13 protein-coding genes are annotated in these 15613 nt (G+C 38.0%); 7 read left to right on the top strand and 6 right to left on the bottom strand.

Annotated features, from left to right (window positions below; genetic code table 11):
* Positions 1-68: 68 nt before the first annotated feature.
* Positions 69-569 (top strand): Spy/CpxP family protein refolding chaperone, encoded by a 501-nt coding sequence (locus B7C41_RS18090; protein WP_085300385.1) that lies wholly within the window; start codon positions 69-71, stop codon positions 567-569.
* Here B7C41_RS18090 and B7C41_RS18085 read toward each other — a convergent pair.
* The 5 genes from B7C41_RS18085 to rsgA form a co-directional block, all read right to left on the bottom strand.
* Entirely contained in the window at positions 561-2540 is a 1980-nt protein-coding gene (locus B7C41_RS18085) for a M56 family metallopeptidase (protein ID WP_085300384.1), read from the bottom strand. The two genes, B7C41_RS18090 and B7C41_RS18085, sit on opposite strands and share 9 nt — an antisense overlap.
* Before the next feature lie 48 nt (positions 2541-2588).
* Positions 2589-2975: a BlaI/MecI/CopY family transcriptional regulator gene (locus tag B7C41_RS18080; RefSeq protein ID WP_085300383.1), complete on the bottom strand. Its 387-nt coding sequence runs from the start codon at positions 2973-2975 to the stop codon at positions 2589-2591.
* 191 nt (positions 2976-3166) lie between these two features.
* Positions 3167-3889, bottom strand: coding sequence for a glycerophosphodiester phosphodiesterase (locus B7C41_RS18075; protein ID WP_085300382.1), 723 nt, complete (start codon positions 3887-3889; stop codon positions 3167-3169).
* A gap of 42 nt (positions 3890-3931) precedes the next feature.
* Complete coding sequence (gene asd, locus B7C41_RS18070) at positions 3932-4834, bottom strand: archaetidylserine decarboxylase (protein ID WP_085300467.1); 903 nt, start codon at positions 4832-4834, stop codon at positions 3932-3934.
* Positions 4835-4866: 32 nt separating this feature from the next.
* The gene (gene rsgA, locus B7C41_RS18065; RefSeq protein ID WP_085300381.1) at positions 4867-5904 is read right to left on the bottom strand and encodes a small ribosomal subunit biogenesis GTPase RsgA; all 1038 of its coding nucleotides are present in this window, start codon (positions 5902-5904) and stop codon (positions 4867-4869) included.
* A 212-nt stretch (positions 5905-6116) separates the two neighbouring features.
* On the opposite strand from rsgA, the gene orn reads away from it, so the two are divergent.
* The 5 genes from orn to B7C41_RS18040 all read left to right on the top strand — a co-directional run bounded on the left by orn (position 6117) and on the right by B7C41_RS18040 (position 12873).
* Positions 6117-6662 (top strand): oligoribonuclease, encoded by a 546-nt coding sequence (gene orn / locus B7C41_RS18060; protein ID WP_085300380.1) that lies wholly within the window; start codon positions 6117-6119, stop codon positions 6660-6662.
* Positions 6663-6790: 128 nt separating this feature from the next.
* A complete protein-coding gene (locus B7C41_RS18055) occupies positions 6791-7276 on the top strand; it encodes a DUF4442 domain-containing protein (protein ID WP_085300379.1) in 486 nt (161 codons plus the stop codon).
* Positions 7277-7403: 127 nt separating this feature from the next.
* Positions 7404-11006, top strand: coding sequence for a hypothetical protein (locus B7C41_RS18050; RefSeq protein WP_085300378.1), 3603 nt, complete (start codon positions 7404-7406; stop codon positions 11004-11006).
* Positions 11003-11200: a DUF1289 domain-containing protein gene (locus B7C41_RS18045; RefSeq protein WP_085300377.1), complete on the top strand. Its 198-nt coding sequence runs from the start codon at positions 11003-11005 to the stop codon at positions 11198-11200. The genes B7C41_RS18050 and B7C41_RS18045 overlap by 4 nt, the downstream gene beginning before the upstream one ends.
* A gap of 29 nt (positions 11201-11229) precedes the next feature.
* Entirely contained in the window at positions 11230-12873 is a 1644-nt protein-coding gene (locus B7C41_RS18040; protein ID WP_085300376.1) for a response regulator, read from the top strand.
* Between the two features lie 22 nt (positions 12874-12895).
* On the opposite strand, the gene queG is transcribed toward B7C41_RS18040, so the two are convergent.
* Positions 12896-14041: a tRNA epoxyqueuosine(34) reductase QueG gene (gene queG, locus B7C41_RS18035; RefSeq protein ID WP_085300375.1), complete on the bottom strand. Its 1146-nt coding sequence runs from the start codon at positions 14039-14041 to the stop codon at positions 12896-12898.
* Between the two features lie 35 nt (positions 14042-14076).
* Between queG and B7C41_RS18030 the strand changes: the two genes are divergently transcribed.
* Positions 14077-15588 carry an NAD(P)H-hydrate dehydratase gene (locus B7C41_RS18030; RefSeq protein WP_085300374.1) on the top strand — a complete coding sequence of 504 codons (1512 nt, stop codon included), beginning with the start codon at positions 14077-14079 and terminating at the stop codon, positions 15586-15588.
* Positions 15589-15613: the final 25 nt, after the last annotated feature.

The following is a 15613-nucleotide window of genomic DNA, read 5'->3' as shown; positions in this document are numbered from 1 at the left end:
ACGTTGGTTTTCGTTTCTTTTCGTTGCAGGTTTTATACTTTACTGACATTAATTGAGGAGTACCACCGATGAGAACACATAAACTATATTCAGCAATAAAACCTTACTTGACCATAGGCGTTACTGTGCTGTGTTTAACAACATTTAATGCTAGTGCTAATGCTTTAGCGAACAATAATGGCAAGTCTCATACTGGTCAACACCAAAGTAGAGGTGAGCAAGGCCACCTTAAAAAACAGATGAAAAAACGCTTTAAAATGTTGGCGAATAAATTGGAACTGACTAAGATACAGCGCCAAAAAATTCGTACAGTATTTAGTGAAATGAAAACTGATAAAAGAGAGCGTCGAGTGTCAATGTCTGGCTTTAAAGAACAAGTCGATGTTTTAGCGCAAGCTCGTGAATTTGATGAAGATAAATTTAATACGTTATATGCAAGTTTTCAGAATAAGTTCAAAGCGTTAGTAATGGACAAGGCCAAAATGCATCATGCAATAATGCAGGTGTTAACTTCAGAGCAAAAAGCTAAGTTTTCATCGATGGGCAAGCATCGCGGATCTTTATTTTAATAGACTGAAGGAGAATATTTTTGACATTTGGCTTTCTATCGCAATGCCGTTCTCTTTTGCTGGTAGAAAGCGCCACTTGTCCATGGCGTTACGAATGGAGTTTCGAAAATAATTAACCTTACTTTTTGATTCAAATTGGATGTCTTTGACAAAACCATTCTTATCAATAATAAACTCAACCATAATCTCTAACTCAATACCTTTTCTTTTTGCTGAAGAAGGATATCTAGGCTCTATTGACGTAATCAACTTAGCTAGGCTGCTTGTTGGGAGGATTTCAGCGTTCGTTGCATAGATATCATTAAACTTATTACTGATACGGCTATCAATATCACGATAAACATTGTTTGCTAATTTTGATGAATTAAACTCTGGTTGTGACTGATATTTTACACCAAGTTGTGTATTAGCCGCTTTAGGGGCGTCTAATAATGACGCCACTTGTTGTGAGTATGGATTTGCTAAAGTTGCGGCGTTATTTCTTGAATCAGTGCGTTCAAAAGCTATATCCGACATAGACTTATTTGCACTTGCTTTAAGTACTTGCTTATTAGCTAATACAGGCTCTTCTATCGATTTACTTTGATTCTGCTTGTTACTCTGTTTTGCTATTGAACCTTGTACTATAGGTAATTCATTAACATACATAGTGTCGGTGCTTGGAGTCGAATTTCTAGCTTGTTCGTTTAATGTTGATGCTTGTTTTGTAAATTTACTTTTTTGCTTAATGCCAGCTAAATAATTATTTTCATCAATAGATTGAGTCGCTGTTATCTTTTTATTTTTAACACTAGTTTTGTTGTTAATCGCGATCAATTGGTTAGCAAGTGAAGAACTCGTGTTTAAGCTTTCAATTGCTAAAGGGGCATAAGCTACAGAACTTTTATTTAATTCAATAGGTGAATGACTAAGCGAAATACTGCCTGACTGCAAATCTATGATTGGTAGTGTTAACGAATTCTGTGAAAAACCAAAAATAATAGCTAGTAAAATAGTAAATGAAGCTAACCACTTTCCTGAATCTGTTGTTTGGCTACAATGCGGTTGATTATCTAACAACCTCACGACTCTTTGCTTTAAATCTCCGCCTGATGCTGCCATTGCCATACTTGGAATAGCATGATGTCTATGTTTTTGACATAAAGAAGCCGTGTCTGCCAATGTGTGCGCATAGGCAATTGCGCTACTGCCATGTTGTACGGCAATATCATCACTGCAATACTCTCTTTCGTTACGCATTTGTTTTGAAACCCAGCGAACTGTTGGGTGAAAAAACAATAGTGTTTCTACCAGTGTTTGTAAGAAATTCACCAAATAGTCATGACGGCGTATATGTGCTAATTCGTGTAGTAACAACATATCTAATTGTTGAGGGGTTAAACCTGAAATCATACTAAATGGAATAAGTACTACGGGCTTTAACCAACCAATTGCCATTGGTACATCTGTTTTGCTAGATAGTAAAAGCGTTACTTTTTTCGTTAGACCAATTTTATTGACTAAACCTTCAAAACGAATTTGCAGCGCAGTGTTAACTGGCATTGTGCCTTGCACAGGTAATTTATTAACGTTATATAGCTCAATTAAAAGCTTAACGGAGAGCAGGGTAACAACACTTAACCAAAAAATAGAAATAGCAGGTAAATATTCAAGCCACTCAACATACCAAGCGTTTGCTTGTATTTTTTCAAGGTAGAAGCCTTGATCAAGCAAAGGTATCGATTGTACAAAGTTAGTGGTCTGCCGATAGCTATTATCATAAACAATGAAAAATGTTATTAAAGGCAAAGCAAGGTTAGCTAACATCGCTGTAGAAGCTAAGACATAGCGAGTTTGTGATTTTTGGTAGGAAATTAATGACAATAAAAGCTTTAATACCAGCGCAACGATAAGCCCTTGCCACAAAAAGTGGATAAGAGTTATTGCTATACCGGCTAATAACGGATTATTAGTTAAGCTTTCCTGCATCATTGAATACTTTGTTTACCGTTTAATTATTTGCGTTAGCTATGTTGCTAACTAAGATTGTTGCTCTAATTCGTTGAGTAACTGTCTAATGTCCTCAATATCTTCTTTACTTGTCGAGTTGTCTAAAGCTCGCATGACTAATTTAGATGTTGAGCCACCAAAAGCTTTTGATACTAAATCTTTTAATAATGATGATTGAGTCACCATTTCGCTATTCGCAGGAGCATAAACATGTGCTCGGTTTGTTTCGTCGCGAATAACTAATGCTTTCTCGTGCATTATTTGTAATATTTTCAGTACCGTAGTATAGCCAGTTTTCTGAGTTTGGCTAACAGATTCATGAATTTGTCGAACCGTCGCAGGCCCCATTTTCCAAAGGATATTAAGTAACGTTAGCTCAGCTTCGGTTGGCTTTATATCTGATTTATCTCGTAACATTGAGATTCCTTAAAGCAAAATTATTTAGTGATGTTTGCATGTTTTTAATACGAATAAACTCGTACCATATTGCACTTATCCTAGCGTGAGACGAATAAATGAGCAATAGCCGTTGCTAAATTGTTTTGGTCACTACCTGTTAAAAGTTAATAATATGTAACTAATTATTGACTACAGTAACTAAAAGCAGCTTATTGTAAGCTTAAAAGCATCTTTCGTAAGCGGTTTGGGAAATTGGTGAAAATACCATCGACACCAAAGGATAAGCATTGCTTTATCTCATCGATGTTATCAACGGTATATACCCAAACCGCTAATCCACGCTTGTGAGCGTCAGTGACTATTTCTTGGTTCAGGCAGTCTATTGCTAAATTTAATTGCGCAACTTTCAACGGCTGGCAAAACTCAGCATAATTAATTGGGCAACAGGCAATAAGTGCCGCTGTACATGCGTTGGGCAGCAGTGCTGACAATGGTAACAGTGCGTGATGATTAAACGAAGAGAGTATTAATTGTTCTTCGGTGATAACACCTTTATTGATTACCTTTTTAATTAGCTGATTTAATTTTGCTATTTCATGTAGTAACGCCGAGCCTTGTGCTGCTGATTTTAACTCAATATTAATAAAGCAATGTTTTGAAATAGTACGAAGAGCTTCTGGTAAGGTACAAATATTTTGGTTTTTAGATGGGGGTAAATCTAATAGCTGAGTCAGCGTAAGTTGATTATAGTGAGTACGTTGACCGTTATATTGTAGGTATTGATCATGTAGCAGTATAAACTCGCCACTGGCATGGTGGTATTGCACATCAAATTCAATACCGTCACAACCTTGTGCTATCGCCTGTTCAAAAGCTAATAGAGAGTTTTCTGGAAACTCTCCACTAGCGCCACGATGGGCTATTATTTTCATTTTATGCCGTTATTAGTTATGGCAATAAATAAAAAATGATAATTAATCATTATTGGTGTCGTCTTTGTCACTTGCTTGCTGTTCAAAAGCAACTAAGTCAGCATAATGCTCACCCAAGCGAGTCACGGTTTCAGGTCCTGCTTGTTGATTAAACTTCACCATATTCGGGGCGAAAGTACTAACAACGGTTGAACCCAATTTGAATCGTCCCATTTCAGCGCCTTTTTCTAAGGTAATAGCATCAATGCCGCTTGCAGGGTATTTCCAGCGAAACACATCTTTTCCAGCAGGTGGTGTTACGGTACCTGCCCATACTGTTTCAATACTAGCGACAATAGTTGCCCCGACTAATACCATTGCCATTGCGCCTTGTGCGGTATCGAAAATAGCAACCACACGTTCATTGCGTGCAAATAAGTTAGGCACATTATTCGCTGTTAACGGATTTACTGAGAATAAGTCGCCAGGCACATAAATCATTTCACGTAATGTGCCAGTAATTGGCATATGAATACGATGATAGTCTTTAGGCGCTAAATAAATACAAGAAAACTCACCATCTTGAAATGGCGCTGCGGTTTCTTTATCACCGCCAAGTAATGTTTCTAAACTATAGTCAAAGCCTTTTGCTTGAATAAGTTGACCTTTTTCAATTGGACCTTGCTGGCTTATCGCGCCATCAACAGGGTAACAAATTGTGCTCGGGTCGCTATCAATGGTGCGAGCGCCATCTTCTAGTTCACGAGTAAAAAAGTCATTAAAGGTTTTAAAATCGCTAGCATTTTTTAATTTTGCTTCCGCCATATTAATGTCATAGGCCTTGATAAAATAGCTAATTGCTTTTGTGGTTAGCCAGCCAGCCTCAGCTGCGGCAAATTTGCCAACCAAGCGTGAAATTCCATGTTTAGGCATGAGGTATTGCAGAGCGATTTTAATTTTATTGATTAACACTATTGTTCCTTAATTTTCTTTTATTTTTAATTGTTAAAGCGCGTTGTTAAGGTGTTGTCACCTAGACTTGCTAAAATTCGTTGAAAACTTGCTAGTCGTTCTGGGTGTATTTTCCCAGCATCTTTGGCAGCTACTAAAGCACAGCCGGGATCTGTTTGGTGTTTGCAGTCTCTAAACTTACATGTGCCCAAATAGTCATTAAATTCAGTAAAGCCATTGCTGACTTGTTCAGGCGATAAATGCCATAAACCAAATTCTCGAATGCCTGGAGAATCAATCAAATCACCACCATCTTCAAAATGGTAAAGCCGAGCTACTGTTGTGGTGTGTTGTCCTAAGCCTGAGTTTTCTGAAACTACTTTGGTCACAACACCTAAATCAGGCATCAAGGTGTTAGTAAGTGTTGACTTACCTACGCCTGACTGCCCAACAAATACACTTGTATGCTGGCTAAGTTGCTTTTTTAGTTCGGCAATACCGGCACCAGTTTCATTGCTGACATAAGTAACGTGATAACCAATATCACGATAAATGCTCAATTGCTTCTCAATGATCTCTCGATTGCTATCGTCAAGTAGATCAATTTTATTCATCAAAATAACCGGAGTTATGCCTGTCTGCTCTGCGGCTACTAAGTAACGGTCAATAATATCAGCATTAAAGGCTGGTAATACTGATGAAACTATTAGGATCTGTGAGATGTTAGCGGCAATCGGTTTTACACCGTCGTAAACATCTGGTCGACTTAATACCGAGTCGCGTTCATGTACAGCTTCAATAACACCAGAAATGCTGTGTTGGCTTTCTTTACCTTTACGCCAAAGGACTTTGTCGCCGCAAACTAAAGAAGAAATACTGCGGCGTAAATTACAACGACAGATTTCGCCATCATTTCCTTCAACATCAGCATGCTGACCAAAGCGACTGATAACAGTACCTGTTTCGGCTAAACCTAGTTGGTCATCTTGCCATTGCACTTTCTCAGTAGATTTTCGTAACTTCTTGCTTTGGTTAGCTTTGATCTGTCGAGCTTGACCTTTAGTTATTTTTTTGGCTTTAGCCACAAGTAATTCTCATTTTATGTTAACTCAGAATCTGTTTTTTAATCTGCCTTGGCAAATCACAAATAAATTTAATCATGTTGCATTCTAACGTATTATACACTCAAGCACGGCTTAAATGCATGTGTAATCGCGCCTTTTACCAGCAGCATATTGTAAGGTTTGTTTGGCAAAATAGGTGAATTTGAGCAAGACCAATTGATGTAGGAAAGATAATGAGCACTAATGATAGCAATTTGATTTGGTTAGATTTAGAAATGACCGGCCTAGAGCCAAGTACTGATGTTATCTTAGAAATTGCGACAATAGTGACTGATAGTCAACTAAACATATTGGCGGAAGGTCCCGTTTTTGCTATTCATCAAAGTGATGATGTTTTAAATAACATGAGCCAGTGGTGTATTGAACATCATGGTGACTCAGGTCTCACACAGCGATGTCGAGATAGTAAAACGACATTAGCACAAGCTAGCGCAGAATCATTAGCTTTTTTCGAGCAATATGCGGTTAAAGGTAAGTCGCCTATGTGTGGTAATAGCATTGGCCAAGATCGACGTTTTATTAATAAATACATGCCAGAGTTTGAAGACTACTTTCATTATCGTAACCTTGATGTCAGTACCGTAAAAGAGCTTGCACGCCGTTGGAACCCTACAGTGCTTGATAAGGTAGTTAAAACTGGCGCGCATTTAGCGCTTGATGATATTCGTGAATCGATAGCGGAATTAAAAATTTACCAAGAACATTTCTTTAAATTTTAAACGTTGTTAGCACCAAAACAAAAATTTAAAAAGACGCACTAGCGTCTTTTTTTGATAATAAACTTGCAGGTCTGACCAGTTTGTTGCAATCTTAAGTACATTCTACTGATCATATCCTAAGGACATTTATGGCTAACCGTTTTGGTCGTGCTGTTGCGTTAATCAAAAAACTCCCAATAGCTACCCACTCATTTTTATTAACAAAGTTATTTTGCTCGCAAGTTAAATATGCCAATACTTCAAAAGTTACCTTGGTTGATATTCAGCAAAAAGAAGTAAAGTTAGTCATAGCAAATCGAAAAAAAGTTCAAAACCATATTGGTGGTGTACATGCCATTGCTGCAGCGCTTTTGGCAGAGTCAGCTACAGGTATTGTTTTTGGTTTAAACTTGTCTGACAGCCATTTACCTTTGCTAAAATCAATGACAATTCATTATCAGCGTCGCATGCAAGGTGCTTTAACCGCGGTAGCGAAAATATCAGATGAGCAAATTACACAGTTAAGCCAAGAAAAAGGCAGTATGGATATTGCAGTAACAATAACTGATGAGTCAGGGCAGCAGCCGATTGAGTGCATTATGACCTGGGCTTGGGTAGAAAAAAGAAAAAAGTAGCCGTAAGCAATCCCTTAACGTAGTTAATAAATTTTAGCGAAGATTAAACGTTGCTAATTATCACTAAATCCATACACTAATGACGATATAGATTATCTACCTGACTTGTTAAGGTGTTGCTACGTTCATGGATTCAACTTTGCCACTTTATCGCCAATTTTCTGGTCGGTTATTGTTATTACTTTTGTGCTTTATTTTAAGTGCTGTTACAGGTTTTTATACTTACTTTTATAAGGAAAAACAAATTCTTGTGGTTGTTGGGCAACAATTGCCTGCAATACGAGAATATAATCAGCGTCAACGACTATTGCTTAATCATGAGCGTTTGATAAACACTATTGTTACGAGTGAAACGGCAACAAACTTTTCAACATCCTTTCAAATGTTAACTGATAACTTAAAGCAATTGTCGATTTTATCGAGCAACAATTCTCGATTAATTGATCGCTTATCACAGCGTATTCAATTACAAGTCGAAAACGTTAACGGCTTGACAGAGAATTACCGACGTAATACACAATTAAAAAATAATGTTATTATTCAGCTAACTATAGTAACCAATAGTTTATCAAAATTCATTTCAAAACAAGCTAAACAACAAGCATCGTTATATCAACAAGCTAGCTCGGGTAATATCAGTACCAAGCAAGCACTTGTACTCAGTAATATCGCAATTAATTTAAATAACAATCGAGAGCTACATCGCTCACTGCTTGATAATTTGGTGATGTTCAGCAATTTAGACTTACATTATGACTTAATTGAATTTAATTATTTGCAACAAAGAACTGATTCTGGCTTGCAGAGCTGGTTGATAACAATGAGCCATACGACTAAGAAAAGTCATGCGGAGGAGTCGTTGTTAGCTGAAGTATCGGTTTTAAATGATTTGTTATTCTTAGAGCAACATAGTTACGAAAAATGGTCCAGACAATTGAATCAATTTGATGACTTTCGAGTTGTATTGGTAGCACAAAAATTGGAACTTTCATCATTGTTATCCGAGCCATTACCCGATGTCGAATTAAAGCCAACTAAATTGGCTCAGCAATTACAATATTGGTTTTCAAAAGCAAATATAAAAGTCACTGAAGCTGATTATATGTGGTTTCTTGTCGTGATATTTGGCCTTTTAACACTAATATCGTTGATGGTAACTTTCAGTATTCGTGCCAAGTTAAAACGTCTAGGTCAGCAAGGTACTGATATTGTTATTGAATATGTTGAAAAAGGGACGTTGCCTAGTAAACTACCTATAGAAGAAATGGCGGATATTTTCGAGGCAATTAAGCAACTTTCCCATCCTAAGTATAGTGATGCTGATTATCTTCATCTAAAGCAGGAACAACAGTCAAGCCTATTAATGATGAGCGAACATAGTGCTCATGTGTTTTGGCAACTCCCAGAGCTTGCTAAAAATCAGCCATTAATATTGTTATTAACACCTAATTCAGCTGTTAAACACTGGCGCTGCCTGTTTAGCCGTAATGACGTACGTAAGATACTTATAGCTGCTCGGATAGCTAGGAAAGAAAAAAATATTCAGCGTTTATCCTTGATTACAGCCCAAGAAAAAGCTATATCGTTAACCATTGAATATAGTAATGGTCAATGGTTTGGCAGTGTGTGTTTAACTGAAGAGTTACATGGCTTACAGCACGAAAAAAGCCAGTTGTTGCAGCAAATACGACAGCAGAGCCAGAGCGAAAAACTTAGGGCCATAGCCGGAAGTGAGTATGTTGCTCGTATGGTACACAGTTATCTATTGCAAAAGCAGCTATCTTCTATCAAAAAACCAGAGCACGAATTAGCAATAGATGACTCTTTGGAGCGGATAATCAAATGGTGCAAGCAACAAAAAACCAGTGCTCAACTGCGTCGAGATGATTTTCTTCTAACACTGTCCACGGCTAATCTTATCAATGAATTAGATACTGTTATTGCTAATGTTGGGCTGCAGGAAAGTATCAATAATAATGCTTTGTACGTTAATGTTGATAACACGCTTGCTCCTTTAGTAAGTTTAGAGTGTGAGCTATTTCAAGCGATGGTGCGGGAAATTTCTTTATTATTATTAGCAAATCAGCAGCAGGTCACGCTTGATATCGGCCTTGAAGTTATTGATATCAGTAGTACACAACAAATTGTTCGTTTCAGTTTTTTATTAGATGGATATTCAAGAGCAGACGAATTGGTAAAATCAATTAATAATTTGGTAGTAGATGCAGATACAAGCATTGAAGATCAAACGGATGATTTTGATTACCTACGTGATTTAATGGTGGTATTTAATGTCCGTAATAAAGTAAATCAGCAACTAGGGAAGACAATTAATTTTAGTTTTGATATCGCTTTGGCACTTGCCGAACAAGTAAGCGTTGAAAGCAATGATACTGATATCGTAGATAAAGCAGTGCAGTTATCTAGTCGAAATTTTTTAGTTATTGCTACTGATAAAAGCAATCGTAATAGAATCTGTAGAGCATTGAGTGATACGCAAGCTAACGTGAAAGCAATGCAAGATTTGACGTCATTTCAACGGCAATTAAATCTTAATCACTTAACTAAAAATAAAATTGATGCCATCATCATTGCGCCAGAAGTGTATTGCTCTGATTATGCTTTGATTGTTCAACATTTAGCGACTTTACCTAAAGCATTATCACCGAAGGTGCTGGTGATTCAACCCTTTAATGATCCTAAAATTGCTAAGGTTGGCGTGTTCGAACACTGCATTACGCCTTGGTATGAAAGGATGTTACCTTCTCAGTTAATGCGATTGTTGAGCGGCAACAGCAGCAATAATTTACTATTAAATAATAGCCATTTTTCGCAACATAGTTTTTTTCCTACTCAAGTTAAGGTTTTACTTGCAGTAGCACAACCTAGTGCTCATCAGTCATTAATACAATTATTACACTGGTTAGGCCTGCGTATCACTTTAGTCTCTCAACAACAAAGTTTAGAGCATCATTGGCAAGCAGGCCATTACCTGGTGGTTATTTCAGAATTTACGCTTTTGAGCGTTAAACCGATGAATAACGTTGACTGTTCACGTGGATTCTTTAGTTTGGCGGCTAGCGTCAGAGACTCGGATAACACTTTTGCACAGCCAGCTTTACCCAAATCTTGGCATCAGGGCAATATATCACCAGTACTTGATGTACAGTTGATAATACGGCAGCTTTCGCCTTGGTTAACGCCTGCCGATATATTATCGGATCAGATAGAGCTAAAACAGAGTGCAGATAATGTAGATGTCAAATTGAAAGAAGTCATAGTTGAAGAAGAGGTGTTTGTTAACGAACAGGTGTTAGCTGCGCGATCAAGGCAGCCATTAATTGATTATACTGAGAACTCAGTATCACAAGATACTAAAACAGCGATACTTTTTGATTTGGCTGAATATGCAAAAAACCAAGGCTCTGTGGAGCTGGCGGCATTAATGCTCGGCGAGTATTTAAGAGATATCGAGCAAATATTATTACTGCTAGAAAAGCAGATTAGTAAGAATAATCAAGCATTAGTCCAACATTCTATTATACGAGTTCTACACCTAGCAGAAGTTATGGCGGCAAAGTCATTATCAGCTCAATGTTTGAAACTTAAATCAATACTCATGAATGAAAATAATACGCAATCATTGCAAGAAAGTGAGAATTTTCAGCAACAATTCATGCAAGTCAAGCTATGCCATATGCAGTTTTCAGAATTTGCGGAATCAATATGAATAATATAGAACAAATTAATGAAGTTGCTATCGAGGTTGCTAGCCCGTGTGTACGTAATTGTTGTTTAGATAAACAAGATTTTTGCGTAGGCTGTAACCGCCATATTGATGAAATAATGGCTTGGCGAAAGCTTAATAGTAAAGCTAAACAGGATGTATTGATGTTGTGTCAACAACGTCAGCAACAAAAATGAAGTTGATATAACGATTATTAAGGCAAAAAATGGCAGTAGTGAAAGAAAGCACCTTAGCGCAGTTTGATCAACTTAATGTCTTGATTATTGATGGTGATCTTCAGGTTCATGATATTTTGAAAAAAAGTTTGTACAGACTGGGTGTTAAGGAAGTTCATTGCGCAGAAAACACTTATAAGGCATTGAAAATATGCGATGAAATGCATTTTCATATCATTGTCTGTGCCTTTGATGTTAAAAGTGATAAAGATGGTTTTCATTTATTTGAAGAGCTTAAATTTAAAGGCCATATCACTAAAGCCACGATAGTGATTTTCCTTAGCGCTGAAATTGCTCAATCATTAGTGAATTCAATTATTGAGTTACAACCTGATGATTTTTGGGTTAAGCCCTTAGATGTTCAAAAGGTGCAAACACGCTTAAAATCTGTGCTAAAAGTGAAGCAAATGTTGCTTAATGTCTGCGGAGCAGTTGATAAAAAAGCCCATGCCCAAGCGATTTACTTTGCCGATCGACATTTGATGAATGATAAGTTGGCGTCCTTTCATCCAAATATTAACCGCATCAAAGGTGAAGCATATATACAATTAAAAGAATACCAAGAAGCAGAATCTTTATATAAACAATTGCTTAAACAATATCAATATTCATGGGTATATTTAGGTTATGCCAAAGTACTATTAAAGCAGGGGCGTGTTGAAGAGATCAATTTCATGCTCAAGACGTTAACCAATAGATCTGAAACACGCTTTGGTGCTTATGATATGATGGCACAGCACTATATTGAACACGATCAATACCAACAGGCCTATGAGCAAATAAAGAAAGCGACTATATTAGCGCCGAAAAATATAGAACGTAATAAGAAATTATGGCACTTGGCACGCCTAACCCATGATCATAAAGGTCAATATATGGCGTCACGTATTATTGCTCAACAAGCAAAAAACTCTATTTATGACTCTCCAGAGTTTCTACTAAATGCTATTCGTTCGGGCATTGATTTTTCCTGCACCATACCTGATGACGGTGCACAAACTGTTTTGAAGCAAACAGATCTTTATATTGAGCAGTTTGAAAGCGACTACGATGGTATTCAGGAATTTGAGCAGCAGCTATTGGTCGTAAAAGCTAGGCTTCATAACGTACGTAATGAGGAAGCTGAGGCAGCCAAACTAGTAAAACATCACATCACCTTTCAACCTACTGATATAATTGAGGATAACTTAGATAAGGTTAAGGTCTTACATGAAGTCGGTATGGGTAAAGATGCGATAGATTTGTTAAAAGCAATAAATGGTCAATTTTTTGGTGATACATTGAGTTGCCAAGTGATTAAACGTTATATTGAGCAAGAAACTCAAGAGCGAGCAGAAATAAAGCATACAGCCAAACAGCTTAATACCATGGCAGTGGAGCACTTTCAAAAAAATCGCTTATTACCGGCTTTAGATGCGATAATGCAAGCCTTGCAGCTAAGTCCAGGTAATAATAAGTTGATGATCAGTCAATTAAAAATATTAATTACCATTAGACAACAAGAAGCTGCAACGAGCGAGCATATTGTTTTAGTCGAAGATTTATTCAGCCACTTTGCTAGGACAACGTCAGAAGGAAAAATCCCGACTGTTTTAAAAGAGTTGACGTTAAAGTGGCAAAAATTATGTGCTTAAAATAGGGGGACAGTGTTTGAGTTTAAGCATCGCGTGGCATGCCTTTTTCAACAGAACGAATGAGTCTTGCCGTTAAGCGTAAATTTTTATCTTGGTTTAACTCTTGTAATTTTAATTCTTGTTGTTCAAGTGCCCAATGAATATGCTCAGCTACCATTTCATTAGCCGTGGCGAGTTTATCTGTTAATGCGGATACGTTTGCCAGTGAGTAATCAGCGTTACCTAATGCCACGGCAATATTGCGCTGCCAACAAGCAAAGCCAATACGCCTAATGGGTGAGCCTTCAGTTTTGTTTAAAAAGCTAGCTTCATCCCATGAGAAAAGAGTTAGTAATGAAATGTTATCTAAATTTTGCCGTGGTTTGAAATCATCTTCACTGCCGAGCTTAGCAAATTTATTCCATGGGCAAATCAACTGGCAATCATCACAACCGTAGATGCGATTACCAATGAGTGGCCTGAACTCGGCTGGAATAGCATCTCGTAACTCAATAGTTAAGTAAGAAATACAACGCCTAGCATCAACAACATAAGGCTCTACAATTGCCTGTGTTGGGCAAATTTTAATACAAGCAACACAAGTGCCACAGTCATTTTCTGGCTTTGTATCGGGCAATAATGGCAAGTCAACTAACAGCTCACCAAGAAAGAACCATGAACCTGCTTGCTTATTGATTAGTAGCGAGTGTTTACCAACCCAGCCTAGTCCAGCTTTTTCAGCTAAAGGTCGCTCAAGTATTGGCGCTGAATCAACAAAAGGGCGGTAATTAAATGTTTCGCAGTGATGTTGAATTTTCTCACCCAACTGCTTTAAGCGCTTACGCATTAATTTATGATAATCACGACCTAAGGCATAACGGCTGATATAAGCATGATCGCGGTTTTTTAATATCCGGGCAAATTTAGCGTCTGTCGGGAGATAATCCATACGGACACTAATGACGTTTAATGTTCCCTCGACCAATTCTTTTGCGCGTGCTCGCATTAAGCCGTGACGCGCCATATAATCCATATTGCCGTGGTAATTATTTTCTAACCAGCGAGTAAGAGCTGCTTCATGCGCTGATAGGTCAACATCACAAATTCCCACTTGTGAAAAGCCAAGTTCTTGACCCCAAAGCTTGATTTTTTCAGTTAATTCTTGATAGTTAATAGCAGGAGTTGTCATGGTGGCAGTAGCTAGAGCGGTAAGGTGGGAAAACAATGTCGACGAGTTTAACACATCAAGTCTATAAGGTTAATCAACTGCAGCAGTATGAAGCTGATGCAGCGCAAGCTATTGGGATTAATTTATTTCAATTAATGGAGCGCGCTGGTGCTGCGGTGTTTAATAATATTCGACAATACTATCCATCGGTACGTCGAATATTGGTGTTATCAGGTAAAGGTAATAACGGCGGTGATGGCTACATTGTTGCTAGATTGGCGCATCAAGCTGGCATGAATGTGACTGTGGTTGTCAATGCAGCGAGGCAACAGGTTAAAGGTGACGCTCTTCAGGCTCTGAACCAGCTAGAGCAATGTCCCGTATCTATAACATTTACTGCACAAGCCTCAGAGGTCAGTGATACAGTAAAAAGTTTTAGTGGAGACCTAATTCTTGATTGTTTATTTGGTATTGGTTTACAAGGACAATTATCACCAGCCTTAACTAAGCTTTTTTCAAATATAAATAACAAAAGCTGTCTAAGAGTGTCAGTTGATGTGCCGTCTGGCTTAAATGCTGACTTAGGTATTGCAACGCCAATTGCAGTTAAAGCCGACTTAACCATTACCTTAATTGCTTATAAACAGGGCTTACTGACTGGGCAGTCCGCGAATTATGTTGGTGAGCTGCACTTAGAAACATTAGAAGTTAATGCAACCTTTGCACAATTTTCCTCTACACAATGTTTTCGCTTAGCTAATTCTCAATTACCTAACTTGCCCAAGCGTCAGACAGCTAGCCATAAAGGCAGTATTGGTATGTTGCTAACCATTGGTGGTCATCATGACTTTACTGGCGCAATATGCTTAGCATCAGAAGCCGCATTGCGCACAGGCGCGGCGTTAGTGAGTGTTTGTTGTCATCAGCAATCGCGAAATATTTTACTATCTCGCCGACCAGAATTAATGGTGGCTGTAAGTAATGCTAAAGAGTTAGCCGACGCAGCCTTTTTAGCCAAAGTAAAAGCTATTGTTATTGGTCCCGGTTTAGGGCGAGATAGCTGGTCAAATGCTTTATTTGATTTGGCGATTGATTTCCCTCAGCCAAAAGTGGTTGATGCTGATGCCTTATATTTTCTAGCACAAAAACCGAGAAAACAGGAGACATGGGTGCTAACGCCACATCCAGGAGAAGCGGCAATGCTATTGGCTTGTACTATTGCAGATATTGAAGCTGATCGTTTTGATGCTGTTAAAGAAATAGCGCAGCGTTATGGTGGCATCTGTGTGCTAAAAGGCGCAGGGACTTTAGTGTCGGACGGGCAATCAATTTGGATAAATACGACAGGGAATTCAGGTATGGCCAGTGGTGGTATGGGAGATGTTTTAAGCGGAATTATCGGAGGCTTAATTTTACAAACCGCTAATTTATACCAAGCTGCTCGTCTTGGTGTCTATATTCATGGTCGTGCAGCTGATATTATTGCCAAAAAGCAAGGACAAATTGGTATACTTGCTAGTGACCTTTACCCTGAAATTCAACGGTTAATTAATGCTGAAACGTATTAGTGGATTGGCCGATATAATATTTTAG

Source organism: Cognaticolwellia mytili (assembly GCF_002104475.1).
GTDB classification, from domain to species: Bacteria; Pseudomonadota; Gammaproteobacteria; order Enterobacterales; family Alteromonadaceae; genus Cognaticolwellia; species Cognaticolwellia mytili.
Note: the sequence above shows the minus strand (reverse complement) of the source record. Positions and strands in the feature narration are given on the sequence as shown.

Bases quoted from the DNA above. Each gene is read 5' to 3' on its own strand.
- B7C41_RS18080 (WP_085300383.1), bottom strand. From the start codon at position 2,975: ATGTTACGAGATAAATCAGATATAAAGCCAACCGAAGCTGAGCTAACG.
- B7C41_RS18045 (WP_085300377.1), top strand. From the start codon at position 11,003: ATGAATAATATAGAACAAATTAATGAAGTTGCTATCGAGGTTGCTAGC.
- B7C41_RS18040 (WP_085300376.1), top strand. From the start codon at position 11,230: ATGGCAGTAGTGAAAGAAAGCACCTTAGCGCAGTTTGATCAACTTAAT.
- B7C41_RS18050 (WP_085300378.1), top strand. From the start codon at position 7,404: ATGGATTCAACTTTGCCACTTTATCGCCAATTTTCTGGTCGGTTATTG.
- B7C41_RS18055 (WP_085300379.1), top strand. From the start codon at position 6,791: ATGGCTAACCGTTTTGGTCGTGCTGTTGCGTTAATCAAAAAACTCCCA.
- B7C41_RS18030 (WP_085300374.1), top strand. From the start codon at position 14,077: ATGTCGACGAGTTTAACACATCAAGTCTATAAGGTTAATCAACTGCAG.
- B7C41_RS18085 (WP_085300384.1), bottom strand. From the start codon at position 2,540: ATGATGCAGGAAAGCTTAACTAATAATCCGTTATTAGCCGGTATAGCA.
- B7C41_RS18090 (WP_085300385.1), top strand. From the start codon at position 69: ATGAGAACACATAAACTATATTCAGCAATAAAACCTTACTTGACCATA.
- queG (WP_085300375.1), bottom strand. From the start codon at position 14,041: ATGACAACTCCTGCTATTAACTATCAAGAATTAACTGAAAAAATCAAG.
- orn (WP_085300380.1), top strand. From the start codon at position 6,117: ATGAGCACTAATGATAGCAATTTGATTTGGTTAGATTTAGAAATGACC.
- B7C41_RS18075 (WP_085300382.1), bottom strand. From the start codon at position 3,889: ATGAAAATAATAGCCCATCGTGGCGCTAGTGGAGAGTTTCCAGAAAAC.